The organism is Mesorhizobium sp. LHD-90 (genome assembly GCF_030929505.1).
Classification (GTDB): Bacteria; Pseudomonadota; Alphaproteobacteria; order Rhizobiales; family Rhizobiaceae; genus Kumtagia.
This window is the reverse complement of the sequence record NZ_JAVFVV010000004.1, coordinates 286,709-307,638: the sequence shown is the minus strand read 5'-3', so window position 1 is coordinate 307,638 and position 20,930 is coordinate 286,709. Positions and strand designations below refer to the sequence as shown.

19 protein-coding genes are annotated in these 20,930 nt (G+C 64.9%); 2 read left to right on the top strand and 17 right to left on the bottom strand.

What is annotated here, in order from left to right; translation table 11 throughout:
- Positions 1-26 precede the first annotated feature (26 nt).
- From RB623_RS07420 to RB623_RS07400, 5 genes are read right to left on the bottom strand one after another with little or no spacing between them, the layout of a single operon-like run.
- On the bottom strand, positions 27-785 hold the full coding sequence (locus RB623_RS07420; protein ID WP_308056137.1) for an ATP-binding cassette domain-containing protein: 759 nt from the start codon (positions 783-785) through the stop codon (positions 27-29).
- Entirely contained in the window at positions 782-1,756 is a 975-nt protein-coding gene (locus tag RB623_RS07415) for an iron chelate uptake ABC transporter family permease subunit (RefSeq protein WP_308056136.1), read from the bottom strand. Before RB623_RS07415 ends, RB623_RS07420 begins: the two co-directional genes overlap by 4 nt.
- Complete coding sequence (locus RB623_RS07410) at positions 1,749-2,729, bottom strand: iron chelate uptake ABC transporter family permease subunit (protein WP_308056135.1); 981 nt, start codon at positions 2,727-2,729, stop codon at positions 1,749-1,751. The genes RB623_RS07415 and RB623_RS07410 overlap by 8 nt, the downstream gene beginning before the upstream one ends.
- Positions 2,726-3,652, bottom strand: coding sequence for a siderophore ABC transporter substrate-binding protein (locus RB623_RS07405; protein ID WP_308056134.1), 927 nt, complete (start codon positions 3,650-3,652; stop codon positions 2,726-2,728). Before RB623_RS07405 ends, RB623_RS07410 begins: the two co-directional genes overlap by 4 nt.
- 5 nt (positions 3,653-3,657) lie before the next feature.
- Positions 3,658-3,942, bottom strand: coding sequence for a DUF2218 domain-containing protein (locus RB623_RS07400; RefSeq protein ID WP_308056133.1), 285 nt, complete (start codon positions 3,940-3,942; stop codon positions 3,658-3,660).
- 230 nt (positions 3,943-4,172) lie between these two features.
- Here RB623_RS07400 and RB623_RS07395 point away from each other — a divergent pair, with 230 nt between their 5' ends.
- Both RB623_RS07395 and RB623_RS07390 read left to right on the top strand, forming a co-directional pair.
- Complete coding sequence (locus RB623_RS07395; protein ID WP_308056132.1) at positions 4,173-6,455, top strand: PAS domain S-box protein; 2,283 nt, start codon at positions 4,173-4,175, stop codon at positions 6,453-6,455.
- A 146-nt stretch (positions 6,456-6,601) separates the two neighbouring features.
- Entirely contained in the window at positions 6,602-7,309 is a 708-nt protein-coding gene (locus RB623_RS07390; protein WP_308056131.1) for a response regulator transcription factor, read from the top strand.
- A gap of 41 nt (positions 7,310-7,350) precedes the next feature.
- Here RB623_RS07390 and RB623_RS07385 read toward each other — a convergent pair whose 3' ends face one another.
- The 12 genes from RB623_RS07385 to RB623_RS07330 all read right to left on the bottom strand — a co-directional run bounded on the left by RB623_RS07385 (position 7,351) and on the right by RB623_RS07330 (position 20,807).
- On the bottom strand, positions 7,351-7,689 hold the full coding sequence (locus RB623_RS07385) for a hypothetical protein (protein WP_308056130.1): 339 nt from the start codon (positions 7,687-7,689) through the stop codon (positions 7,351-7,353).
- Between the two features lie 19 nt (positions 7,690-7,708).
- Positions 7,709-8,266: an ATP-binding protein gene (locus tag RB623_RS07380; protein WP_308056129.1), complete on the bottom strand. Its 558-nt coding sequence runs from the start codon at positions 8,264-8,266 to the stop codon at positions 7,709-7,711.
- A 2-nt stretch (positions 8,267-8,268) separates the two neighbouring features.
- Positions 8,269-10,638, bottom strand: coding sequence for a SpoIIE family protein phosphatase (locus RB623_RS07375; RefSeq protein WP_308056128.1), 2,370 nt, complete (start codon positions 10,636-10,638; stop codon positions 8,269-8,271).
- Complete coding sequence (locus RB623_RS07370) at positions 10,635-11,819, bottom strand: class I SAM-dependent methyltransferase (RefSeq protein ID WP_308056127.1); 1,185 nt, start codon at positions 11,817-11,819, stop codon at positions 10,635-10,637. Before RB623_RS07370 ends, RB623_RS07375 begins: the two co-directional genes overlap by 4 nt.
- Positions 11,816-12,337 carry a ubiquinone biosynthesis methyltransferase UbiE gene (locus RB623_RS07365; protein WP_308056126.1) on the bottom strand — a complete coding sequence of 174 codons (522 nt, stop codon included), beginning with the start codon at positions 12,335-12,337 and terminating at the stop codon, positions 11,816-11,818. Before RB623_RS07365 ends, RB623_RS07370 begins: the two co-directional genes overlap by 4 nt.
- 125 nt (positions 12,338-12,462) lie before the next feature.
- Complete coding sequence (locus RB623_RS07360) at positions 12,463-14,052, bottom strand: EAL domain-containing protein (protein WP_308056204.1); 1,590 nt, start codon at positions 14,050-14,052, stop codon at positions 12,463-12,465.
- A 611-nt stretch (positions 14,053-14,663) separates the two neighbouring features.
- Positions 14,664-15,842, bottom strand: coding sequence for an L-rhamnonate dehydratase (rhmD, locus tag RB623_RS07355; RefSeq protein WP_308056125.1), 1,179 nt, complete (start codon positions 15,840-15,842; stop codon positions 14,664-14,666).
- A 21-nt stretch (positions 15,843-15,863) separates the two neighbouring features.
- On the bottom strand, positions 15,864-16,187 hold the full coding sequence (rhaM, locus tag RB623_RS07350) for an L-rhamnose mutarotase (RefSeq protein WP_308056203.1): 324 nt from the start codon (positions 16,185-16,187) through the stop codon (positions 15,864-15,866).
- Positions 16,188-16,266: 79 nt separating this feature from the next.
- Entirely contained in the window at positions 16,267-17,007 is a 741-nt protein-coding gene (locus RB623_RS07345; protein ID WP_308056124.1) for a FadR/GntR family transcriptional regulator, read from the bottom strand.
- A 7-nt stretch (positions 17,008-17,014) separates the two neighbouring features.
- A complete protein-coding gene (locus tag RB623_RS07340; RefSeq protein ID WP_308056123.1) occupies positions 17,015-18,025 on the bottom strand; it encodes an ABC transporter permease in 1,011 nt (336 codons plus the stop codon).
- A 16-nt stretch (positions 18,026-18,041) separates the two neighbouring features.
- A complete protein-coding gene (locus tag RB623_RS07335) occupies positions 18,042-19,553 on the bottom strand; it encodes a sugar ABC transporter ATP-binding protein (RefSeq protein WP_308056122.1) in 1,512 nt (503 codons plus the stop codon).
- Positions 19,554-19,625: 72 nt separating this feature from the next.
- A complete protein-coding gene (locus RB623_RS07330) occupies positions 19,626-20,807 on the bottom strand; it encodes a sugar ABC transporter substrate-binding protein (protein ID WP_308056121.1) in 1,182 nt (393 codons plus the stop codon).
- Between the last annotated feature and the right edge of the window lie 123 nt (positions 20,808-20,930).

Sequence of the window (20,930 nt, the reverse complement as noted above, 5' to 3'; positions counted from 1 at the left end):
TTTGGCGAAGCGGTTCATGGGCGCGCTCACGCGTGGTGCAGCACCGTGAGCCTTCCGGCTAGGGTTTCGACCCGCATCGGGAAGCCGAACACCGCTTCCAGAATGTCCGGCCTTATGATCGCCGCGGTCTCGCCCGATGCGGCGATTCGGCCGTCTTTCATCGCCACGATGCGGTCGGCATAAGCGGCGGCATGGTTGATGTCGTGCAGCACCACTAGCACCGTCTTGCCGTGCCCGTCGGCCATGACCCGCAGCGTCCGCATCAGTTCGCGCGCATGGAACATGTCGAGATTGTTCAGCGGCTCGTCGAGCAGGATGTAGTCCGTGCCCTGGCAGAAGGTCATCGCCACCAGCGCCCGCTGCCGCTGTCCGCCCGACAGCGTGTCGATGAAGCGCGAGGCCAATCCGGTCAGGTCGAATTGTTCCAGCGTTTCCGCGACGATCCGGCGATCCTCCGCCGTCAGCCGTCCGCCATTGTGCGGGAAGCGGCCGAACCCCACCAACTCGGCGACACGCAGCCGGCTGGCCACGCCGGGATCCTGGCGCAGGATCGCCATCACCTTCGCCAGTTGGCGCGTCGGCGTCGTGTCGACCGGCAGCCCGTCCACCGTGATGCGGCCCGTCTGCAGCGGCCGCAGCCGGGCGATCAGCGACAGCAGGCTGGATTTGCCGGCGCCGTTGGGGCCGACCAGCGCGGTCACCCCGCCTTTCGGCAGCGTCAGCCCGACATGGTCCAGGATCAGGCTGCCGCCGAGCGTCAGCGACACGTCGGATATGTCGATCACCGCCGCGCCCCTGCAAAAAGCATCGAGAGAAAGACGACGCCGCCGACGAATTCGACGACGATGCCGAGCGTGCCCTCGCCGCCCAGCCCGTGCTGCAGCAGCGTCTGGCCGCCGACCAACACGACCACCCCCACCAACGCGGCGGTCGGCAACAGCACGGCATGCCTGCCGGTGCCGGCGATGCGATCGGCCAACGAGGCGACCAGCAGGCCGAGAAACGCCATCGGCCCGACCAGCGCCGTCGCCGCCGCCACAAGCGCTGCGACCAGCACCAGCAGCCACGCCGCCGTCCGCCGCCAGGCGACGCCAAGCCCGGTCGCCGCGTCCTGGCCGAGCGCGATCACGTCGAGAACATGCCGCATCCGCCAGACTACCACCGTGCCCGCTGCCGCGATCAGCCCGGCCACCAGCAGCAGATCCGGCCGGGTCCGGCTGAAGCTGGCGAATACCGCGCCTTGCAGCACGGCGAAGGCGTTGGGATCGATCAGCCGCGCCAATAGCACCGACAGCGAGCGGAACAGCACGCCGAGCACGACGCCGGTCAGCAGCAGCAGGCCGAGATCGAGGCGCCGGCCGAGCATCGGCAGGAACAGCGCAAGCGCGAGACCGGTCATGACAAAAAAATTGCCGAAAAATTGCAGGCGCGGGTCTATGCCGGCGAAACCAAAGCCGCTCAGCAAAAAGACCAGAGCCGTCTGGCAGAACACGTAGAGCGCATCGAGGCCCATGATCGAAGGGGTGACGATGCGGTTGGCGCAGACGGTCTGGAACACTACGGTCGACACCGCCACCGCCACGCCGACGACGACCATCGCCGTCAACCGCGTCACCCGCAATTCCAGCACCAGCGCGAGGTCGCCACGCAAGCCGACCGTCATGTAGGCGGCGCAGGCGAGCAGCGCCGCGGCACCCGTCAGCGCCAGCCCACGGTTCGCTCGCCCGGCTTCCGGAAACGTCACGGCCTCAGCCATCGGCGCGCCGGACAAACAACAGGGCGAGGAACAGCGCCGCACCGACGACGCCGAGCACCGTTCCCACTGGAATCTCGTAGGGAAAGCGGATCAGCCGTCCGATGATGTCGCAGGAAAGCACCAGCGCGGCGCCTGTACCCGCCACCCACGGCAAGGTGTGACGCAGGTTCTCGCCGGCAAAACGCGAGATCAGGTTCGGGGCGACCAGCCCGACGAAGGGTATGATGCCGACCACGACAACCGTCAGCGCGGTGACGGCCGAGACGATGACCAGCCCCAGCCGCAGCACCGCCGCGTAGTTCAGACCGAGCCCGACGCCGACGTCGCGGCCGAGCGACAGGATCGTCAGGCGGTCGGCGGTCCACCAGGCAAGCGCCACCAGCGCGCCGGCGATCCACAAAAGCTCGTAGCGGCCGCGCAGGATCCCGGAGAATTCGCCGGTGGTCCAGATTTCCAGATATTGCAGCAGATCGAGCCGCCAGGCCGCGAAGGTGGCAGCGGCGCCGACCACGCTGCCATAGACGATGCCGAACAGCGGCACCAGAAACGGCTGCGTCGGCGGCAGTTTGTGGACCAGCGCCAGGAAGACCGACGTGCCGGCCAACGCTGCCAGGGACGCGACGGCAGCCTTCCAACCGAGCGGCGCTTCCGGCCACAGCACGGTGACGAGCAGGATGCCGAGCGCCGCCGACTGCGCCGTGCCCGCCGTAGCGGGCTCGACGAAGCGGTTGCGCGCCAGCGTCTGCATCACCAGCCCGGCAATAGCCAGCGCGCTGCCGGCGAGCAGAGCGGCCAACGTGCGCGGCAGCCGGCTGACCATCATCAGCCGCAGCGCCTCGGGGTCCGAGAACAGGGTTTTGGGTGAAAGCGCGCCGACGCCGACGAACAGGCTGGCCAAGGTCAGTGCGAGCAGGCCGGCGAGCCCGGCAGCCCTCAGCACACCATCCGGACGACCAACGGAAACAACCGTCATTGCGGCTTCGAAAAGGCGGCTCGAAGCGTCTCCAGCACACGCGTCGTCGCGCCGATGCCGCCTGCCGCGATGTAGAAGTCGGCGGCCGGCAGGTAGACCACATCTCCGTTCTTCCACGCCGTGGTTTCGGCGACCAGTTCGTTGTCGAGCGTCGCCTTGGCGTTGGCCTCGCCCGAACCGATCGCCGCCGCGCGGTCGACGACGATCAGCCAGTCGGGATTGGCGTCGCGGATGAATTCGAAGGACACCGCCTCGCCATGCGTCGCAGCCTCGACGTCCGTCACCGCCGGAGGGATGTCGAGCGCCTCGTGCACCCAGCCGAAGCGGGAGTCTTCGCCATAGGCGGTCACTTTCGGACCGCTGGTCATCAGGATCAGCGCCTTGCCTTTTCCCTCGGCCGCCGCGCGGGTCCTGGCTACCGCGGCGTCCAGCTCGTCCGCCAGTCTTGCCGCTTCGGTCTCCTTGCCCGCCAGCGCGCCATAGGCGGCGAGCCGCGCCTTCGCCTCGGCGATGAGATCGTCGCCCTGAATGGTCATGTCGATAGTCGGCGCGACTCTAGCGGCGGCTTCCAGTTGCGGCGAAGAGCGCCCGCCGACGATGATGAGATCCGGCGCCAGGGCGCTCAACGCCTCGAGATCGGGGTCGAAAATCGTGCCGACGGCCTCCGCGCCCTCCTTCAGCCGGTCGAGTTCCGGCACGTAGAGTTTTTCCGGGACGCCAGCGATCTTCACGCCAAGACTGTCCAGCGTATCGATGGCGGCGATGTCGAACACCGCGAGCCTTCGCGGCGGCGTGTCGACAGTCACCTTGCCCCGTGCAGTGTCGATCTCGGCAGCCATTGCGCCGGCGGTCATCAGCGCCATCGCCGCCAGGACGAGCCCGGCCCGCGCCCAGCCGGCGGGCAGCCATCCGAACGACCGCATCGGCATCAGCCCTGCCAGGCGAGCGGCTGGAGGTTCTCGCGGAAGGCGAAGCGGATGAGGTGCGATTCGATGACGTGCTTGGTGTCCTTCAGCCCCTCCGCATCGGCCGCCTCCACCTCGATGTCGAGGTTTTCGGTGTCGGCGTCCATTTTTGCCGTGCCGCAGGAAAAACGGCATTCGCCGTGCCCGTCGGCATAGCTGGCCTCGATCTTGTGGCCGAAATGTTTGCAGAGCTGCTGGATGTACTTGTCGGCGTGCGGGGTTTGGCAGCGCGCGGTCGCGGTGAGCATGACCACCTCTTTTTACATGAGTATCATACTCCAGTTATCGCAAGCGGTCGCTGCGGGCAAGGTGCGGCACCCTTTTGGCTGAAACCCGTCCGGGGTAGACTGCCAACGACGATCGCCTCACGGGAATTTTGCGAGGCGGGCACATTTGTGCCAGTTAGGCGTCGACTCGTGACGGCACGGAGCTTCGAAGACATCCCGGCTTCGAGCGCAGCGGAGGGAGGAGCCCGGTTTTGCAGCAATTCGACTCCACCGCCGATTCCGCCGACGCGATCCTCGCCTCGGTGATCCGTTCTTCTCTCGACTGCATCATCGTCATCGACGAAAACGGCCACGTCGTGGAGTTCAACCCGGCAGCCGAAGCGACCTTCGGTTATTCGCGGGCGCAGGCCATGGGCAGGGAGATTTCCGAACTCATCATTTCGCCGCGTCTGCGCAACGCGAATTCGACCGGCCACGCAGCCTATCTCGCCGGGGGCGCGCCAGGTCTGCTCGGCCGCCGCATCGAACAGACCGCGATGCGCGCCGACGGGTCGGAATTCCCGGTCGAGCTTGCCATCACCGAGGCATGGAACGGCAGCCGGCGTTTCTTCACCGCCAGCCTGCGCGACCTTTCGGAGCGTTATGCCGCCGACGCCGCCCTGCGCGCCACCCAGGCGCGGTTCGCTGCCTTCATGAAGCATGCCCCGATCGGCATGTACCTGAAGGACACGGACGGCCGCTACGTGATGGCCAATCCGGAGATGACAAAGGTCTTCGGCCGTCCGGCCGAGGAGGCGATCGGACTGTCGGCCGCCGACATCTTCGGTGAGGAGGAAGCCGGGATGATCGCGGAGAACGACCGGCGGGTGCTGTCGACCGGCCAGCCCGTCGCGGTCGAGGAGTTTCTCAGCAATGCGGTCGACTACGCATGGAGCCTGGTGGTTCGTTTCCCGGTCCAGTGGGCAGACCAGCAGCAGGCGCGCATCGGCGGCTTCGACATCGACATCACCGAGCAGAAGCGCGCGGCCGAGCGGCTGGCCGACAGCGAGCGCCGCTTTCGCGAAGTGACCCATCATCACCCGGTGCCGGTCGTCTTCATCGATCCGCACAACCAACTGATCATCGCCAATCCAGCCTTCCGCGACATGATGGGCGTCGGTCCCGACGACGAGGAACGTTTCCTGCAGCACCGCTGGTTCGCCGGCCGCGACGAGTACCGGCGTATCAACGCCATGTCGCGCGAATTGCCCCGCGCCGACGGAATCGAGGCGCAGTTCCGGCGCCTCGACGGATCGGTTTTCCCGGCCTCGCTGAGCTGGCGCCATATCGAGATGGACGGACAGCCGGTGATCGTCGGCAGCATCCTCGACCTGACGGCAACGAGGGCGGCCGAGGCCGAACTCGCACGCTCGCGCGAGGCGCTTGCCCAGAGCGAACGGCTCAACGCGCTGGGTTCGCTGCTCGCCGGCGTCTCGCACGAGCTCAACAACCCGCTGGCGGTGGTGGTCGGCCAGGCGCTCATGCTCGAGGAGGAACTGACCGGCACGGCGCATGCGGACCGCGCCGGCAAGATCAGGCGCGCCGCCGACCGCTGCGCCCGCATCGTCCAGACCTTCCTCGCCATGGCGCGCGAGCGCCACCCCGAACGCCGCAGCATCAACGTAAACGACCTGATCCGCGCCGCGCTGGATATCGCCAGCTACGGCTTGCGAACCGCCGGCGTCGAGGTCACCAGTCGGCTCGCCGAAGGCCTGCCCTCCCTCGAAGTCGATCCCGACCAGATGCATCAGGTTCTCTACAACCTGATCGTCAACGCCCAGCAGGCGCTGCAGGAAATACCGGAGCCGCGGCGTATCGTCATCGAAACGGCGCGTGTCGGCAACGGCGTCGAGATATCGATCTCCGACAACGGGCCCGGCGTGCCGCAGGAGATCCGCAGCCGCATCTTCGATCCGTTCTTCACCACCAAGCCACTGGGCGTGGGCACCGGCATCGGCCTGGCTTTTTCACTGGGCGTGGTGCATGCCCACAATGGGCAGTTGGAATTGCTCGACAGCGCGGACGGCGCGCATTTCCGCTTGCGCTTGCCCGTCGAGATCTGCACTGGAACCGAGCCGGAGGGAAGCCAGGCGCAATTCCCGAAGGGCGGCGTCGGCCGCACCGCGCTGGTCGTCGACGACGAACCGGATGTCGCCGAAATGGTCGCCGTGTTCCTCGAGATCGAGGGATTTGCCGTCACCACCGTGGAGGACGGCGCCAGCGCCAAGCGGGCCATGACCGAAACCGCTTTCGACGCGGTCTTCTGCGACCTGAGGATGCCGAACACCGACGGTCCCGCCCTCTTCGACTGGGCGCGGGAGAAAACTCCCGAAGTAGCGAGCCGCTTTGTCTTCGTCACCGGCGACACCCTCGGCAGCTCGGCGGCGCGCTTCCTCGAACGGGCGCGCAGGCCGGTCGTCGAGAAGCCCTTCACGCGCGAGGCGATCCGCGAGGCGATCGCCGCCCTGGCGGAACAGTCCCGTCAGGCGGGATGAAAGGAGGATCGCCGGTCATTCCGCGCGGCGACGCCACGCACCCTCTTGCCGGACGATTGCCTGCCGCGATATCTCTTTGTCCCGTCCGGGCAAAACCGGGACGGCGCGCCTGGCGACCGTTCATCGATCATCCGGAGAGGACCCTGATGCCCGGCCCTGCCCATGTCGTAGTCGTCGACGATGAGGCTGACATCCGCGACATGGTGCAGGAGTATCTCTCGCGCCACGGATACGCGGTCTCCGCCGTCGACGGCGGTGCGTCGCTGCGCGCTCTTCTGGCGGAAAAGCCCGCCGACGTCGTCCTCCTCGATATCAACATGCCCAACGAAGACGGTCTCGCCATCGCCAAATATCTGCGGAGCCGGGGACCTGTCGGCATCGTCATGCTGACCGCTAGCCGGACAACCGCGGATCGCGTGAACGGTTTGGAGATCGGGGCCGACGACTACGTGACCAAGCCCTTCGACCTTCGTGAGCTTCTCGCCCGCGTGCGCAGTGTGCTGAGGCGCGCATCGGCCAACGAGCCGACGGCCACGGCCAATACGGAGATGCGTTTCGGACGTTGCATCTTCGATGTGCGTAAGGCGAAGCTCTATTCGGCCGACGGCAAGGAGATCGCCGTCACCGCGATGGAATTCGAGCTGCTGCAGGCCTTCGCACGCAACCCGAACCGCGTCCTGTCGCGCGACCAACTGCTTGGCCTGGCCGGCGATGGCGAACTGGATCCGTTCGACCGTTCCATCGACACCAGGATTGCGCGCCTGCGCAAGAAGATCGAGTTGTCTCCTGACGAGCCGCAATCGATCAGGACGGTGCGGGGCGTGGGCTACATATTCGTGCCGGGAGGAGCCTGACCGCGCGGCTTATCCTGTCCGCGCCGGGAAAGACGCCGGCGTCAATCGATCTGCAGCGACACCGCCGGATGCAGCTTCTTCAGGTTCGGCAGGGACTTGTTCTGCCAGGGCAGTTCGGCGCTTCCCTTCACGACCAGTTGCACCTCGGGCTGCTTTCGGACTTCGATGGTGAATTTTGCCAGAAGATTGATGCCGGAGGAGTTCAGGAACTCCAGGTCAGTCAGGTCGAGCGTGATGGCAGGCGGCTTCGCCGCCAGGATGCCGGTCATCAGCGTCATGATCGGCGCGTAGGCGTCCGAACCCGAAAGCCGCATGGCGCCCTCGAAATGGATATCGCTGGCCTCTGTCCAGACACGATAGTCATCGGTCTTGATTTCCATGTTCGGGTTCAGCCTCCTGCTAATGCGACTGCGATATCGGGATCGTGGCGAATGTCTCTACATGCACCTGGTCCCCGACGTCCACCGGGCTGAAGATCCACGCAAGGCGTACGCCGTAGTCGCTCATCAGGGTGAGCAGCCCAAGGCCCGACCCGGACGCGTCCGGATCGGCGGCGTTGGCTTCGATCCGGCTGATCAGGAGATCGCCGGGGTCGCCAATGGTGATCTCGGACAGCAGTGCCTGGAAAGCGGTTGCCGTCTGGTCGTTGACGACGTTCGATACCTTCACCTTGAAATTCTGCTGGTCCATGGATGCCTCGATCATGATCTCGCCCGGTTGGCGGAACTTGACCGCGTTCTCGATCAGCTCGTTTACGAGATAGCCGATGTTGTGACGAATCTCTTTGTAGTCGTTGCGAGACGTCTGGAACGGCAACGCGAAGATGTCCGCGATGAAGTCCGACGTAGTCGCGCAGTGGTGCCATTTCAGGTCGAGCGGACCATCGAACAGCCGCACCCTGCTGATGCTGTCGTTCATGCCGATCGCGATATCGGCGGGGCCGAACAAAGTGGTCATCGTTACCTGTGCCTCATCACAACCAGCGTGATGTCGTCGTGGATCTTGCGCGTCCCGATATGCGCCATGAGATCCTCGACGATACCATCCTTGATCTCCTCGGCGCTTGCGCCGTGGCGCCGCACCGCGCTCTTGGAAAGTCGTTCCAGTCCGAAAAGCTCGCCGCGCGCACCTTCCGCCTCGGTCACGCCGTCGGTGTGCAGAACCACCACGTCGCCGCTGACGAAGGGGATGTTGCGTGTTGCCACGAAGGGAGAAATGTCCTGCTCCAGCCCGATCGGCAGCCCAAGGTCCATCGTGTCGATCCGCTCGACGTCCCCGTCGGCGCGCACCACCAGCACCTCCTCGTGCTGACCGGACAGTACCAACCGCTCATCCTCATAGTCGAGGAAGGCCAGCGACAGGTGCTTGTCGGAATTGGTGCGTTCCAGGTTCTTGAAGATGGCGCGGTTCAGGCGATCGAGGAATTGCAGCGGATTGGCCTCGCCCGTCTCCTGCAAGGCACGCGCCACAGACTGCACCATCAGCATCAGCACACCGCTTTCCAGCCCATGGCCGGTCACGTCGCCAATCCCGATCTTCAGCTTGCGGCCGTCCTGCAGCACATCGTAGTAGTCGCCTCCGACCTCGTCGGCGGGGCGCATGTAAGCGGCGATTTCCATCCCCGGCACGGCCTCCAGCTCGCTTCCCTTCGGCAGCACCATCATCTGGATATGCTTCGCGACCTCCAGTTCGGCGCCAAGGCGGACGTTCTCGTCGCGCAACTTGTCATTCAGCGTCGAGATTTCCTTGTTGGCACTTTCGAGGTCGCGCGTACGCGCATCCACCAGCCGTTCGAGGTTCTCGGTATGGTAGCTGATTTCCTCGGCCATGCGGTTGAAGGCCACGCCGACCTCGCCGACCTCGTCCCGGGTCGGGATGTTGACGCGCACGGAGTAGTCCTTGTTCTGGAGCCGGCGCGCCGCGCCGGCCAGCGCGCTCAGCCCCGCCGTGATGCGCTTCGACAGCCCGAACACCGCCGCGAACACGATCAGCAGCGACACGACGATAGCGATGAGCTGGTAGAGCAGGATGCGGTCGGTCGCCTTGGAGATACTCTCCTGCGCGGCGAACAGTGATGCATAGATCTCGCGTTCGGGCACGACGATGCCGAGCGACATCGCCTGCGCCTCGACCGGCCCCGACGTCCACAGGTTGGTTGGCTTCAGTTTCTTCAGCACGACAATATAGGGGACGTCCTCGTCGCCCTCGCGCAGCAGGATATGCTGGACGACCCCGTCATTGTCCTGGTCGAGCGCGAGCGAGGCGATCGCTGGCTGGGTGCTCTTGGCGAGCGAGCGCTCGAGGCCCGTGACACCCTCGCCCGCACTGTCGCTCGACGACACCAGGCCGATGGTCGCCTCGCCTTTGGGATTGATGGCGACGACGTTGCCGTTCGACATCGTCAGGAAGCCGAAGCCGCTCTCGGCGATCCTGACGCTCTCGACCACCTCCGCGAGTTGGTCGAGCGTGATGTCCGCGCCGGCCGCGCCGGCCACACCCTTGCGGTCGGCGGTCCACAATGGGTGGAAAAAACTGACGATCAGTTTGCCGGTGATGGCGTCGGTGTAGGGCGCCGTCTGGGTGATGACGTCGTCCTTGACGACGCGAGACGACGGATTGGCGGCCCATTGTTCCCACGAGCCGTAGACGCCAGGGAAGAAGAACTCCCAGAACTCCGAACTGTTGTGGCCAGGATAGAGGCGGTCGAAGGTCTGGGCCTGGTCGGTGTAGGGCGCGGTCCTGAAGATCGGATGCTCCTTCGGGCCAATGTAATACATCTGCAGCTTGGAGGAGCCGGTGGTCAGCAGGCTCGGCGCGACCAGATCGAGCACGGCGCTGTTGTCGATGTCCTCCTGAACGGCAGGCAGCGGCTTGTGATCCGGACCGAGCAGATAACCCCAGACGCTGACGACGGACGACGCGCCGGGAAGGTTCTGCGCCCAGCCTCCTTGCGGATTGTACGTCACCTGCACGGAATTCGCCGCCTGGCTGGCCAGCGCGGCGCCGACATCCTTCTGCCGGTCGGGATCGTCGATCTGCGCCTGCAAGACGCCGGCCAGCGAGCTTACGTCCGCATGCACACGGTCGAGCAGAAGGTCCACGCGCGAGGCAGTGGAATCGGCATAGGAGCGGATGTACTCCTGGTTTGCATCGGTGAGACCCGCCCCGACCTCGGACGTCGCATCCTCGGACAGCCGCTGCACGTTCCACAGCGCCAGCCCGCCGCTCATCAGCAGGTCGAACAGCACCGCGCCGCCGACGACCAGCACGAACTTCGCCCGGAACGAGCGCAGTCCGAAGGCCGGTCTCGCTTCGCTATCGCCGGTCATGACGGCTTCCTTGCCGAGGCCACCCAGATTGGCCAGCCAGCATAACCCTTGGGATGCAGGGCGGCGAAGATGTGGTCGCGGAATCCCTGCCGGAACCGGCTGATGAATTCCGGCGTGTCGCCGCGCTGCACCGCCATCTCTCCCGCATAGACCTCTTCCCATGCCGCGATGACGTCGGCGAAATCCTGGGGATCGCCGTCGAGATTGGTAACCATGAAGGACTCGACGCGAATGTCGTCGAAGCCGGCGTCGGCAAGGTAGCGCCGGCTTTTCGGCCCGAACTCGACGTCCATGTCGAAATGCGCGAACAGTTTCGCCACCTCGTTGTAGGTCCATTGTATGCTTTCGGCACGCGGTTCGCCAAGGCAGTGCGAGTTCTTCTCGTTGGTGATGTAGACCCTGCCTCCCGGCTTGCAGATGCGGAAGAGTTCCTTGAGGATCAGGGTCGGCCGGTTGAAGATCTGCAGCGAGTGCCGGCACGTCACCAAGTCGAACTGATTGTCGTCCAGCAGCATCTCCGAGGCGTCGCCGTAGGTGTATTCGACGCCGCTGACCGCGAAATCGGCAGCGACCTGGCGCGCATAGGCCAGACTCGACTTTGAGTGGTCGAGCGCCACGATCCGCGCCGGCTTGAATTCCTTCTGCACGAGGAGCGCGAAGTCGCCGATGCCGCAGCAGATGTCGGCCATGACGATGCCCGGCCGCATGCCGTGGCGCGGCAGGATGTTGCGCTCATGCCGCCAGGTCATCTTGGTCTGGGTGCGCAGGATCGGGATGAACCCGCCTTCTTCGAGGAAGTTCTGCCCCGGATAGAACTGGTTGTCGTACTCCTCGACCGAGATGTTCGGCTCGATGCTGGCCAGCCGGCTGAACTTCCGCGTCGTCCAGCCGACCACGCTGGAGGTGATGATCACGAATCTGAGGTCCGAACGGATCCGACAGGAATCGATGATGATCCGCGAGAAAGCATGGAACGCCGTGTTGTTCATCTGCGTCAGGCGCCTGACGTTGACGTAAAACAGGCCCTGCACCCGATCGATCGAATCCTTCAGGAGGGCGAGGCTCGGCGCGATCTCGTCGACCATGTAGGGACGAACCGCCCCGGCGATCGAAAACTCCTGGTTGCTCAGGTCGAAGGTCGCCCTGTAGCGCGCCGACAAGCTGAAGATGTGCGTCGTCAATTCGCCAGCCCCCCGAGCGGCAGGTCGACGACGAGCGTGAGCGTCTCGTCCTCGTTGGCGCGCAACGAGAGCGTCGCGCGATAGTTCACCGCGAGTTCGAGCAGCGTCATCTCGCGGCTGGGCCCGACATCCCCCGACAGCGAGTCCAGATACCGGGCGCGCAGGTCCTCGCCGCTGCGAATCCGCGATACGTTGGTTTCGAAGAAGCGGCGTTCCTCCGCGCCGCAGGCGAAGCTTATCTCGATCCTGTCGGTGTCAACGTGCCGCGAGACCGCACAGGCGAGCGCGCCGGTCCTGTGGCGGGTCCGGAAGGTGATCTCCAGCAGTTCGTTGAGCACGGACGAGAACAGGTTCGAAAACAGCACCGAATCGGGCCGGTTGTGGCTGATGACACGGGCAAGGTAGGTGGCGATGTAGTCGCAATGCGTCCAGTTTGACTGGAAGGATGCGATCTGCATGTCGACCTGGATCATCGTGCGGAAATCGCGGTCCGCCATCGAGTCATATGCGGCTTTCATCGGCGCCCCCAGCATGTTCCGGCACGGCGCGGCATGGCGCTTGCCGGGCAAATTCACGATGTCCGTCGGAAAGAGATATGTATCGCATGCGCCCCTCCGCCTCCGCCACGGACAGCACCTTTCGATCAGAAGCGATCCTGCTCGTTCATCCCGTGCAACGACATCGATGACCGGGCTATGAAATCGGGAATCGAATCCGCCACCATCGCCTCTCCCAGAAAATTCCCCTGGAGGCAATCGCAACCCTCGCCGACCAGCCACAGGGCCTGCCCCGCTGTCTCGACCCCCTCGGCGGTGACGCTCATGCCGAGGCCGTGCGCGAGACCCATGATGGACCGGACGATCGTCTGGCTCTTCTTCTCCGACAACAGATCCCTGATGAAGTACTGGTCGATCTTGACCGAGTCGAAGGGAAAATTCTTCAGATAGGCCAGTGACGAGTAGTGGGTTCCGAAATCGTCCAGCGAAATCCGGATGCCCAGCACGTTCAGCGTGTTCAGCGTGTCCAGATTGTCGACCGTCTGCTCGAGCAGGACGGTCTCGGTGATCTCGAATTCGATCCGGTCGGCCCGGATGCCGGACGTGTCTATCACCTGGGCAACGGTGTCGGTCAGCGAGCCGCCGAGGAACTGGGCCGGCGACAGGTTGACCGCCACGTTGAACTCTTGCGGCCAGGTCATGGCCTCGCGACAGGCTTCCTCCAGCACCCAGCGGCCGATTTCCTCCATCAGCCCGTCCGCTTCCGCCATCGGGATGAAAACGGACGGGGGGATCGGCCCTATTTCCGGGTGGTTCCAGCGCAGCAGCGCCTCGAACCCAACGATCGATCCCGGGGCCTGGATCAGCGGCTGGTAGACGAGATGAAGTTCCTCGCGCTCCAGCGCCACCCGCAAGTTCCGCCGCAGGTTCTCGCGCTGCTCCAGAAGCAGCATCATCGAGCGGTTGAAGATTCGCGCACAGCCCCGGCCTTCGCGTTTGGCGGCATAGAGCGCTATGTCGGCCGCCTTCATCAGCTCTTCGCTCTCGGTTCCGTGCTGCGGACCGAAGGCGACGCCGATGCTTGCACCCACAAACAGCGGGATGCCATTGATGATGAAAGGAGGCTTAAAAGCGTCCACCAGGGCCTGGGCCAATTGCTCGGCCGCGAAGGGCTGCTCCTTGCCGTACTGTATGACCGCGAACTCATCGCCCGCGTAGCGGTAGGCCGTGCCGCCGTCCCGCAGGGCGTCTCGGATCCGCTCGGCGGCAAGCTGCAGCAAGGTGTCGCCCGTGCTATGCCCGAGCGTGTCGTTGACGGACTTGAAATCATCGAGATCGATCTGCAGCAGCGCCGAGCGCTCGCGCCCGCCCTCCCCGGCAGCCAGCACCTCCTCCAGCCGCTCGCTGAAACGGCGCCGGTTCTGCAAGCCGGTCAGCACGTCGTGCGTGGCCTGGTGCAGAAGCTTCACATGTTCCGCCTCGTCGATCGCCACGGGCCTTTGCTCGGACGCTTCGATGATGCCGATGCCCTCGGCAGTGCGGAAAACCACGCCTTTCCTGGTCCGGCGCCCGGCACCGTAGAGATCCACGGTCACCGAGGAGACGCCCGCCAGAACGCGTTCCAGGGCGCAGCGCGGCTCGCCTTCGGCCAGCGCCGGGTAGATGTCCCAGGGACGGGCGCCGAGCGCCACGGCGCCGCCGCGCGCCTGCTGCAGGCTCGCCGCGCAATCGGTCATGCGCAGTTCGCGATCGTAGAAGGAGACGAGGTCGGACGTGTTTTCAAGCAGTTTTGCCAGACGGGCATCGCTTGCGGAGGATGACTCCGCGGGCTTTCGGCTTGGGTGATCGTCCTCAACTGCCACTCTGAAACGCCCAAATGAAACCGTGGAGCCGCTGTTCCCGCCTACCACCGCAGATGGATAGCATGCCTTTCGAAGTGCCTGCAAACTTTCGCGACCGAACTCCACAGAGCGGCGTTGTCGAACGGATGCAACGTAGGAGAATCGCTATCGTTTGAACATGCGTTCGACGTATTTTCCGCGCGGATTGTTAACAAAATCAAACGGTGCGCAGCCCTTTCCACGCGGAGGTCGGCAAATCACCTTGGGGAAGCACATTGGCGACAACATGCGAACGGAACCGACGGGATGGCGGTCCCGGCGCAACCCACGCCGCGAAAATCGCTGCGCCCCCGCTGCCCGCCTAGGGTCTGTTGAGATTCCGGTCAGGGCGAGGCGAAAATGGTGATTTTCGAGAACCGAAGCGGAGTGTACGTGAAGGTACATGAGCATCGGAAGCGCAGAAAAGCGCCATTTGCAGCCCGCTCTGGCCCGAATATCAACAGGCCCTAATCGAATGGCTGGAGCAGTGCGCGGTCGGCGATCTCCATGCCGAATCCGGGCTTGTCGCCGACCGTGAGTCGGCCGTCGCGCGGCAGGTCCTCGCCGATGAACAGCTTGCCGAAGATCGGCATGATCGAACGGCCGTCGGGACTCGCCGCCACATATTCGCAGAGCGACTGCGCCGGCTGACTGGCGATGAAATGGTAGGAATAGGGTCCCGAGCCGTGCGGAATGACCGGCACGTCGTAGGCCGCCGCATGGGCGGCGATCTGCAGCAGCGCCGTCAGCCCGCCGACCCACATCACGTCGGGCTGGATGACGTCGATGGTCCGCTCCTCGATCAGCCGGCGGAAGCCGTAGCGGGTGTATTCATGCTCGCCGGTCGTCCATTTCAGCGTCGGATGCGCTTGCTTGAGCAGCCTGAAACCCTCGACGTCGTCGGGATGAAGCACCTCTTCCCACCAGTAGATGTCGAGATGCCTGGCCGCGTCCGCCAGCCGGATCGCATAAGGCACCGTCAACGACATGTAGCAGTCGACCATCAGCGGATAGGCCGGCCCCACCTTGTCCCGCTGCGCCGCCAGATAGTCGATGTTGCGCACGAGCCCCTCCTCGCCGTCGAAATGGCTGTGCGGCAGCGGCACCTTCGCGCCCCAGAAGCCGAGGCTTTTGACCGCGTCCGGCGCGGGCCCGGTGCAGTAGAAGGTGATCTCGTCGCGGCACTTGCCGCCGATCAGGTTGTAGACGGGCTCGCCCCGCAGCTTGCCGATCAGGTCCCATAGCGCCAGGTCGACCACGGAAATCGTGGCGATCGGCATGCCCTTGCGGCCATAGGGCATCGATGCGCGGAACATCTGGTCCCAGATTTTCGCGATATTGCGCGCGTCCTCGCCGATCAGGAAACGCGAAAAATGATGCTTGACCAGCCAGGCCGCCGGATGCCCGCCAAAGCCCGTCGCGACACCGGTCGCTCCCGATTCGGTCTCGATCTCGACGACGATCGAGCCCATCACGCCGATGCCCCAGGACGAGCGGGAGGCCTTGTATTTCTCATGGCCCGACATCGGATTGGCGATCAGCGTGTCGATCAGCCAGTGACCCTTGCCCTTCTGGAAATAGTCGCCGCCGTCGCCCTCGCTCTCGACGAGGAAGACGCGGACGTCCTTGATGATGAAACTGGGCATCGGGCTTCCGCTTGGCTTGGGTTACGGCAGGTGAAAGACGCGGGCGAGTTCGACCACATGCGGCGTGCCGTCGTCATTGTAGTCCATGACGTCCTGCATGAACGCCCACCAGCGCTGGTTCGCCTCGGTCTTCGGCAAGTCGGCCATGCGGTGGTCGTCGGAGCGCACCAGCGTCGCGAACAGGTAGTCCGTCTGCGGATCGTGCCAGATCGAATAGTCGGAGACGCCGGCCTTGTGCAGTGCCTCGATCATTTCCGGCCAGAGTTCGTCGTGGCGGCGTTTGTATTCGGCCACCTTGCCCGGATGGACCTTCATGCGGAATGCGACGCGCTCGGGCATGGGGATTTCCCTATTGCAGGTTGACGAAAAGGCCGCGGTCGCCACCGGTGACGATTGCACGTTTTCCTTCGAGCAGCATTGCGGCCTACCGGATGCGGAATGGAACGGGATCGGCGCCCGCAAGCACGTCGAGCGTCGTCTTGCGGATATGCTCGACATGCGCGACCATCGCTGCCTCGGCCGCTTCAGGATCGCGTGCGCCGATGGCCCTGACGATGGCGTCGTGGTCCTTCGCCGACTGGTCGAGCACGCCGGGCGTTTCCGAGGCCTTGCGGCGCTGGTCGATGGCAAGGCTGTAGAGCGACCGCGACACCCGGTCGAGGAAGGCATTGTCAGAGGCGGTCCCGACCAGTTCATGGAACTCCACATCCGCCAGCCGGAACGCGACCGGATCGGCGACGGTGCGATAGGCGACCTCGACCAGTTCGGCGAAGCGTTCCAGTTGCGCCGGCGTCGCGCTGCGCGCCGCCTCGGCCGCCAGCCCGCCATCGATGACGGTGCGCGCGGTGAACAGGCTGTCCAGGCTGTAGTCCTGCAGGCTGAGCACGAAGGAGAGCGGCGCCATCAGCCGGTTCGGCTTGAGATCGGTGACATAGGAGCCGCCGCCCTGCCTGGTTTCCACCACACCCATCATGGTCAGGCCGCGCAGCGCTTCGCGCACCACCGGCCGCGACACATGCAGCGCCTTCGAGAGCTGGTTCTCGCTGGGCAGCTTGTCGCCCGGCGCGATGTTGCCGGAGGCGATGAGGCTCAACAAGCGCTCCGCCACCTTCTCGGAGGCGGAGGGCGTGACCTCGATCGGCCGAAGCTGGTCTAAGGGCGTCATCGAGGCCTCATCCTTGGGAACGCACGCGCAACTGGTCGAGGCTGACGGCCAGCAGCAGCACGACGCCCTTGGTCACGTCCTGCCAGAAGCTCGACACGTTGAGCAAGGTCAGGCCGTTGTTGAGCGTGCCGAGTATCAGCACGGCGAGCAGCGTGCCCCAGACCGAACCGCGGCCGCCGAACAGCGACGTTCCGCCGAGAATGATGGCCGCGATCACGGTAAGCAGATGCCTGCCCACCGAATCCGGCGCGGCCGCGCCGAGCATCGCCGCAACGATGACGCCGGCCAGCGCGCCCGATATGCCGGAAACCACGTAGAGCACCACCTGCGTGCGGTCGACCGGGATGCCCAGCATGCGCGAGGCCTCGGGATTGCCACCGGCGGCATATATGTAGCGGCCGAACGGGGTGAAGGCCATCACCCACCAGATCAGCAGGAAAGCGACGAGCATGATGACCAGCGGCACCGGAATGCCGCGCGAGCCGCCGATCCGACCGGAACCGATCCAGTTAAAGCCCTCGATCATCAGCGGCTGGGTCAGGCCCCCGGTCAGAACCAGCGACAGGCCGGTGATGATCGACATGGTTCCGAGCGTGACGATGAATGGATTGAGCCTGAGCCCGTTGGTGAGCGCGCCGTTGCCCGCACCGATCAGGCCGCCGGCGGCGATGGCGATCAGGCAGGCCAGCCAGATGTCGATGCCCGCCGCGTAGCACATGGCCACGATGACGCCGGAAATGCCGGCCACCGCCGCCACCGAAAGGTCGAGCCCGCCGGCGATGATCAGCGGCGTGCCGGCGGCCGCCATCAGGCCGATGAAAGCCATGTTGGAGCCGATCGACAGCAGGTTCTTGACCGTCAGGAAGAACGGCGTCAGCGCCGTGAACACCCCGATCAGGATCAGGTAGAACACGAGCAGCATGGCGACGCCGGCCCAAGGCCGGCCGAGAAGATCCTTCGGCCGTCTGCCCAGCTCCTGGACCGCCGTTGCCTGCCGCGTCGACTGGATTTCGGACATCGGTCGCTCCCAGGGTTCAGGCCGCGACGGCCGAGTGGCTGGCCGCGTTCATCAGGGCGGAGGCCAGTACGGGCTGTTCGAAGGTAGATGCGATTCGTCCGCCCGCCAGCGCGATCGACCGGTCGGACAGTCCCGCGACCTCCTCGGCGTCGGACGAGATCAGCAGTATGCCGAGCCCCTCGTCGGCGAGCTGGCGGATCTGGCGATAGATTTCCTGCCGCGCGCCGACATCCACACCGCGCGTCGGCTCCTCCAGAATCAGCACCTTCAGGTTGCCGAGCAGCCAGCGCGCCAGGCAGACCTTCTGCTGGTTGCCGCCGGACAATGTGCCGATCTGCTGTTCCGGGCCTCGGGCGCGGATCGTCAGACGCCGGATCCAGTCGCCCACCGTGCGCTCTTCCTTGCCGCGATCGACGATAAGACCGCGCGTGAACAGCGGCATGTTGGCGGCCGACATGTTCTCGCGCAGACTGAGCATGGAGATGATGCCCTCGCGCTTGCGCTCCGCCGCGACCAGCCCCAGTCCGGCGGCCACCGCCCGGCCCGGCGTCGTGATCCGATAAGGCGCGCCGCCGATCGTTACGCGCCGCGCGGTGGCGCGGAGCTCGCTGCCGCCGAACAACGCCCGCCCGATCGTCTCCACGCCCGAACCGATCAGCCCGTGCACGCCGGTGATGGCGCCGCGGCGGATGGTGAAATCGATGTCGCGCAGCCATCCAGCGACGCTCAGCCCCTCGACAGTGACATCATCCTGTTTCCCGCCGGCATTGGCGGAGAAAGGAGGATAGAGGTCGCCGACGCGGTTGCCGACGATGGCCTGCAGCACCTCGTCGACGCTCGTCGAACCTGTGCGGAAGTCGCCGGCGTTGCGGCCGTCGCGCAGCACGACGATACGGCCGGCGATGGCGAACACCTCCTTGAGATAATGCGAGATGTAGATGACCGAAATTCCCTCCGCCTGCAGCCGGCGGATGATCGAAAACAGCGTCTCAACCTCGTCGGCAGCCAGCGAGGCGGTCGGCTCGTCCATGATCAGGATGCGGGCCTCGCCGTTCATGGCGCGCGCGATCTCGACGATGCGCTGCACATGATGGGAAAGATCGCCCATGCGCGTGCGCGGCGACAGCCAGTCCAGCCCCATGCGCTTCAGCAATGCGGCGGCCCGTTCCTCGAGCGTCCGGAAGTCGACATGCATGCCGGACTTTGGCAACGCGCCGATCATGATGTTCTCGGCAACCGTCAAGTCGGGAAAGATCGAAAGCTCCTGCGGCAGCATGCGGATGCCGAGCGCCAGCGCGTCGGCGGGCGTCCTGAGCTCGTAAATCTGCCCGTTGATGGCGATCGCGCCGGCATTGCGCGAATAGTTGCCGGACAGGATCTTCATCAGCGTCGACTTGCCGGCGCCGTTGGCACCGAGCAGCGCGACGACTTCGCCGGCATCAACATGAAAATGCACATTGCTCAGCACCGGCACGCCGCCGAACGACTTGCCGATGCCGGTCATGTCGAGAATTCGCGTTTCGGCCATTGTTGGCTACCTGCTGGAAAATGGAAGCGGCGAGGACGGGCTCAGACTCCGGCCCCCGCATCCGTAAGTATTTTAGTTCGCCGGCACGAGATCCTCGAAACCCTTGAGGAAATCCTCCTTGCGCAATTCGGTCAGGTAGGCCGAGAACGCTTCCTGCGGGAACACGTATTCGAAGTCGGCTTTGTCCGTGCATTTGAAGTCGGCGTAATACTGGCAGACATTGGCCTTGTTGATCATCACATGGTTGACCAGCACGGCCGGCGGCAGCGGCTTGCCGGCCAGCGCGGACAGCGCGATCGGCAGCAGGTAGTTGCCATAGGTCTCCGGGAAATAACCGGTCGCCGCGACCAGATCCGGCTCCTCGACCAGCGCCTTGGTCTCGTCGGCGCCGTTGCCCACCGCGACCACATCCGCCTGACGCCCGGCCTGCTGGACGGCGCGCAGCATGCCGATCGCCGACTGGTCGTTGATCGCGGTCACCATGATCGGCACGCCTTCCGGGATGCGGCCGAGCACGTTCGACATCTGGGCGAAGGATTCCTGCTGGGTGTTCTTGGTGTCGATGCGCAGCATCTTCGCCTTGTCGAATTCCGGCAGGGCCGACAGGAAGCCGTTGACCTGTCCCTCCGTGCGCATCTTGGGGATGGCGCCCGACTGCGGCAGTTCGCCGACGACGAAGTAGCCTTCCATCGCCTTGTCCTTGCCGAACTTGGCGATGGCGGCCTGGCCAAGATAGGATCCGGACATGTAGCCCGACTTCGGGTTGTTGGCCCCGAAGAAGGTGGCGCCGGGCATCGGTATGTCGATCGCCACGACCTTCACCCCGTCCTCGTTGAAGACGTTCATGATGGTCTGGCCGAAATTGCTGTCGGTCTGGAATTCGATGACATAGTCGGCATCGCGCTGCACATAGCTCTGGGCGTTGGCCAGCGCCGTAGGGCCGTCGAGCCGGTTGTCGGTGACCAGCAGTTCAACGCCGGCGAGATCGGCATTTGCCTGGATCGATTTCTCAACCACCACGCCGAAGGTGATGTCGCGCTGCAGATTGGCGAAGCCGATGACGTATTTCTGGCCGTTGCGCGGCGGCGTGACGGCAGTGGCGTCCTTGACCATCGCCGCATACTGCTCGGCGCTGAGCCGCTTGCCGTCGAAATTGGCGGGGTCGAAGCCGTGGAAATCCTCGGCGAAGGCGGATGCCGCGGGCAGCATGCACACGGCCACACCAAGCGCGAGCGCTCTGGCGAATCTCTTCATATCCCTGATCCTCCCAAGGCGGACGCTGCCGCCAACTATCTTCCCGCACGGCCCCTTCCCGGTCGTCAGGATATAGCCACGATGTCACCTCGCAACTTGTCAGTCAAGTTACAGTCTGCTAGC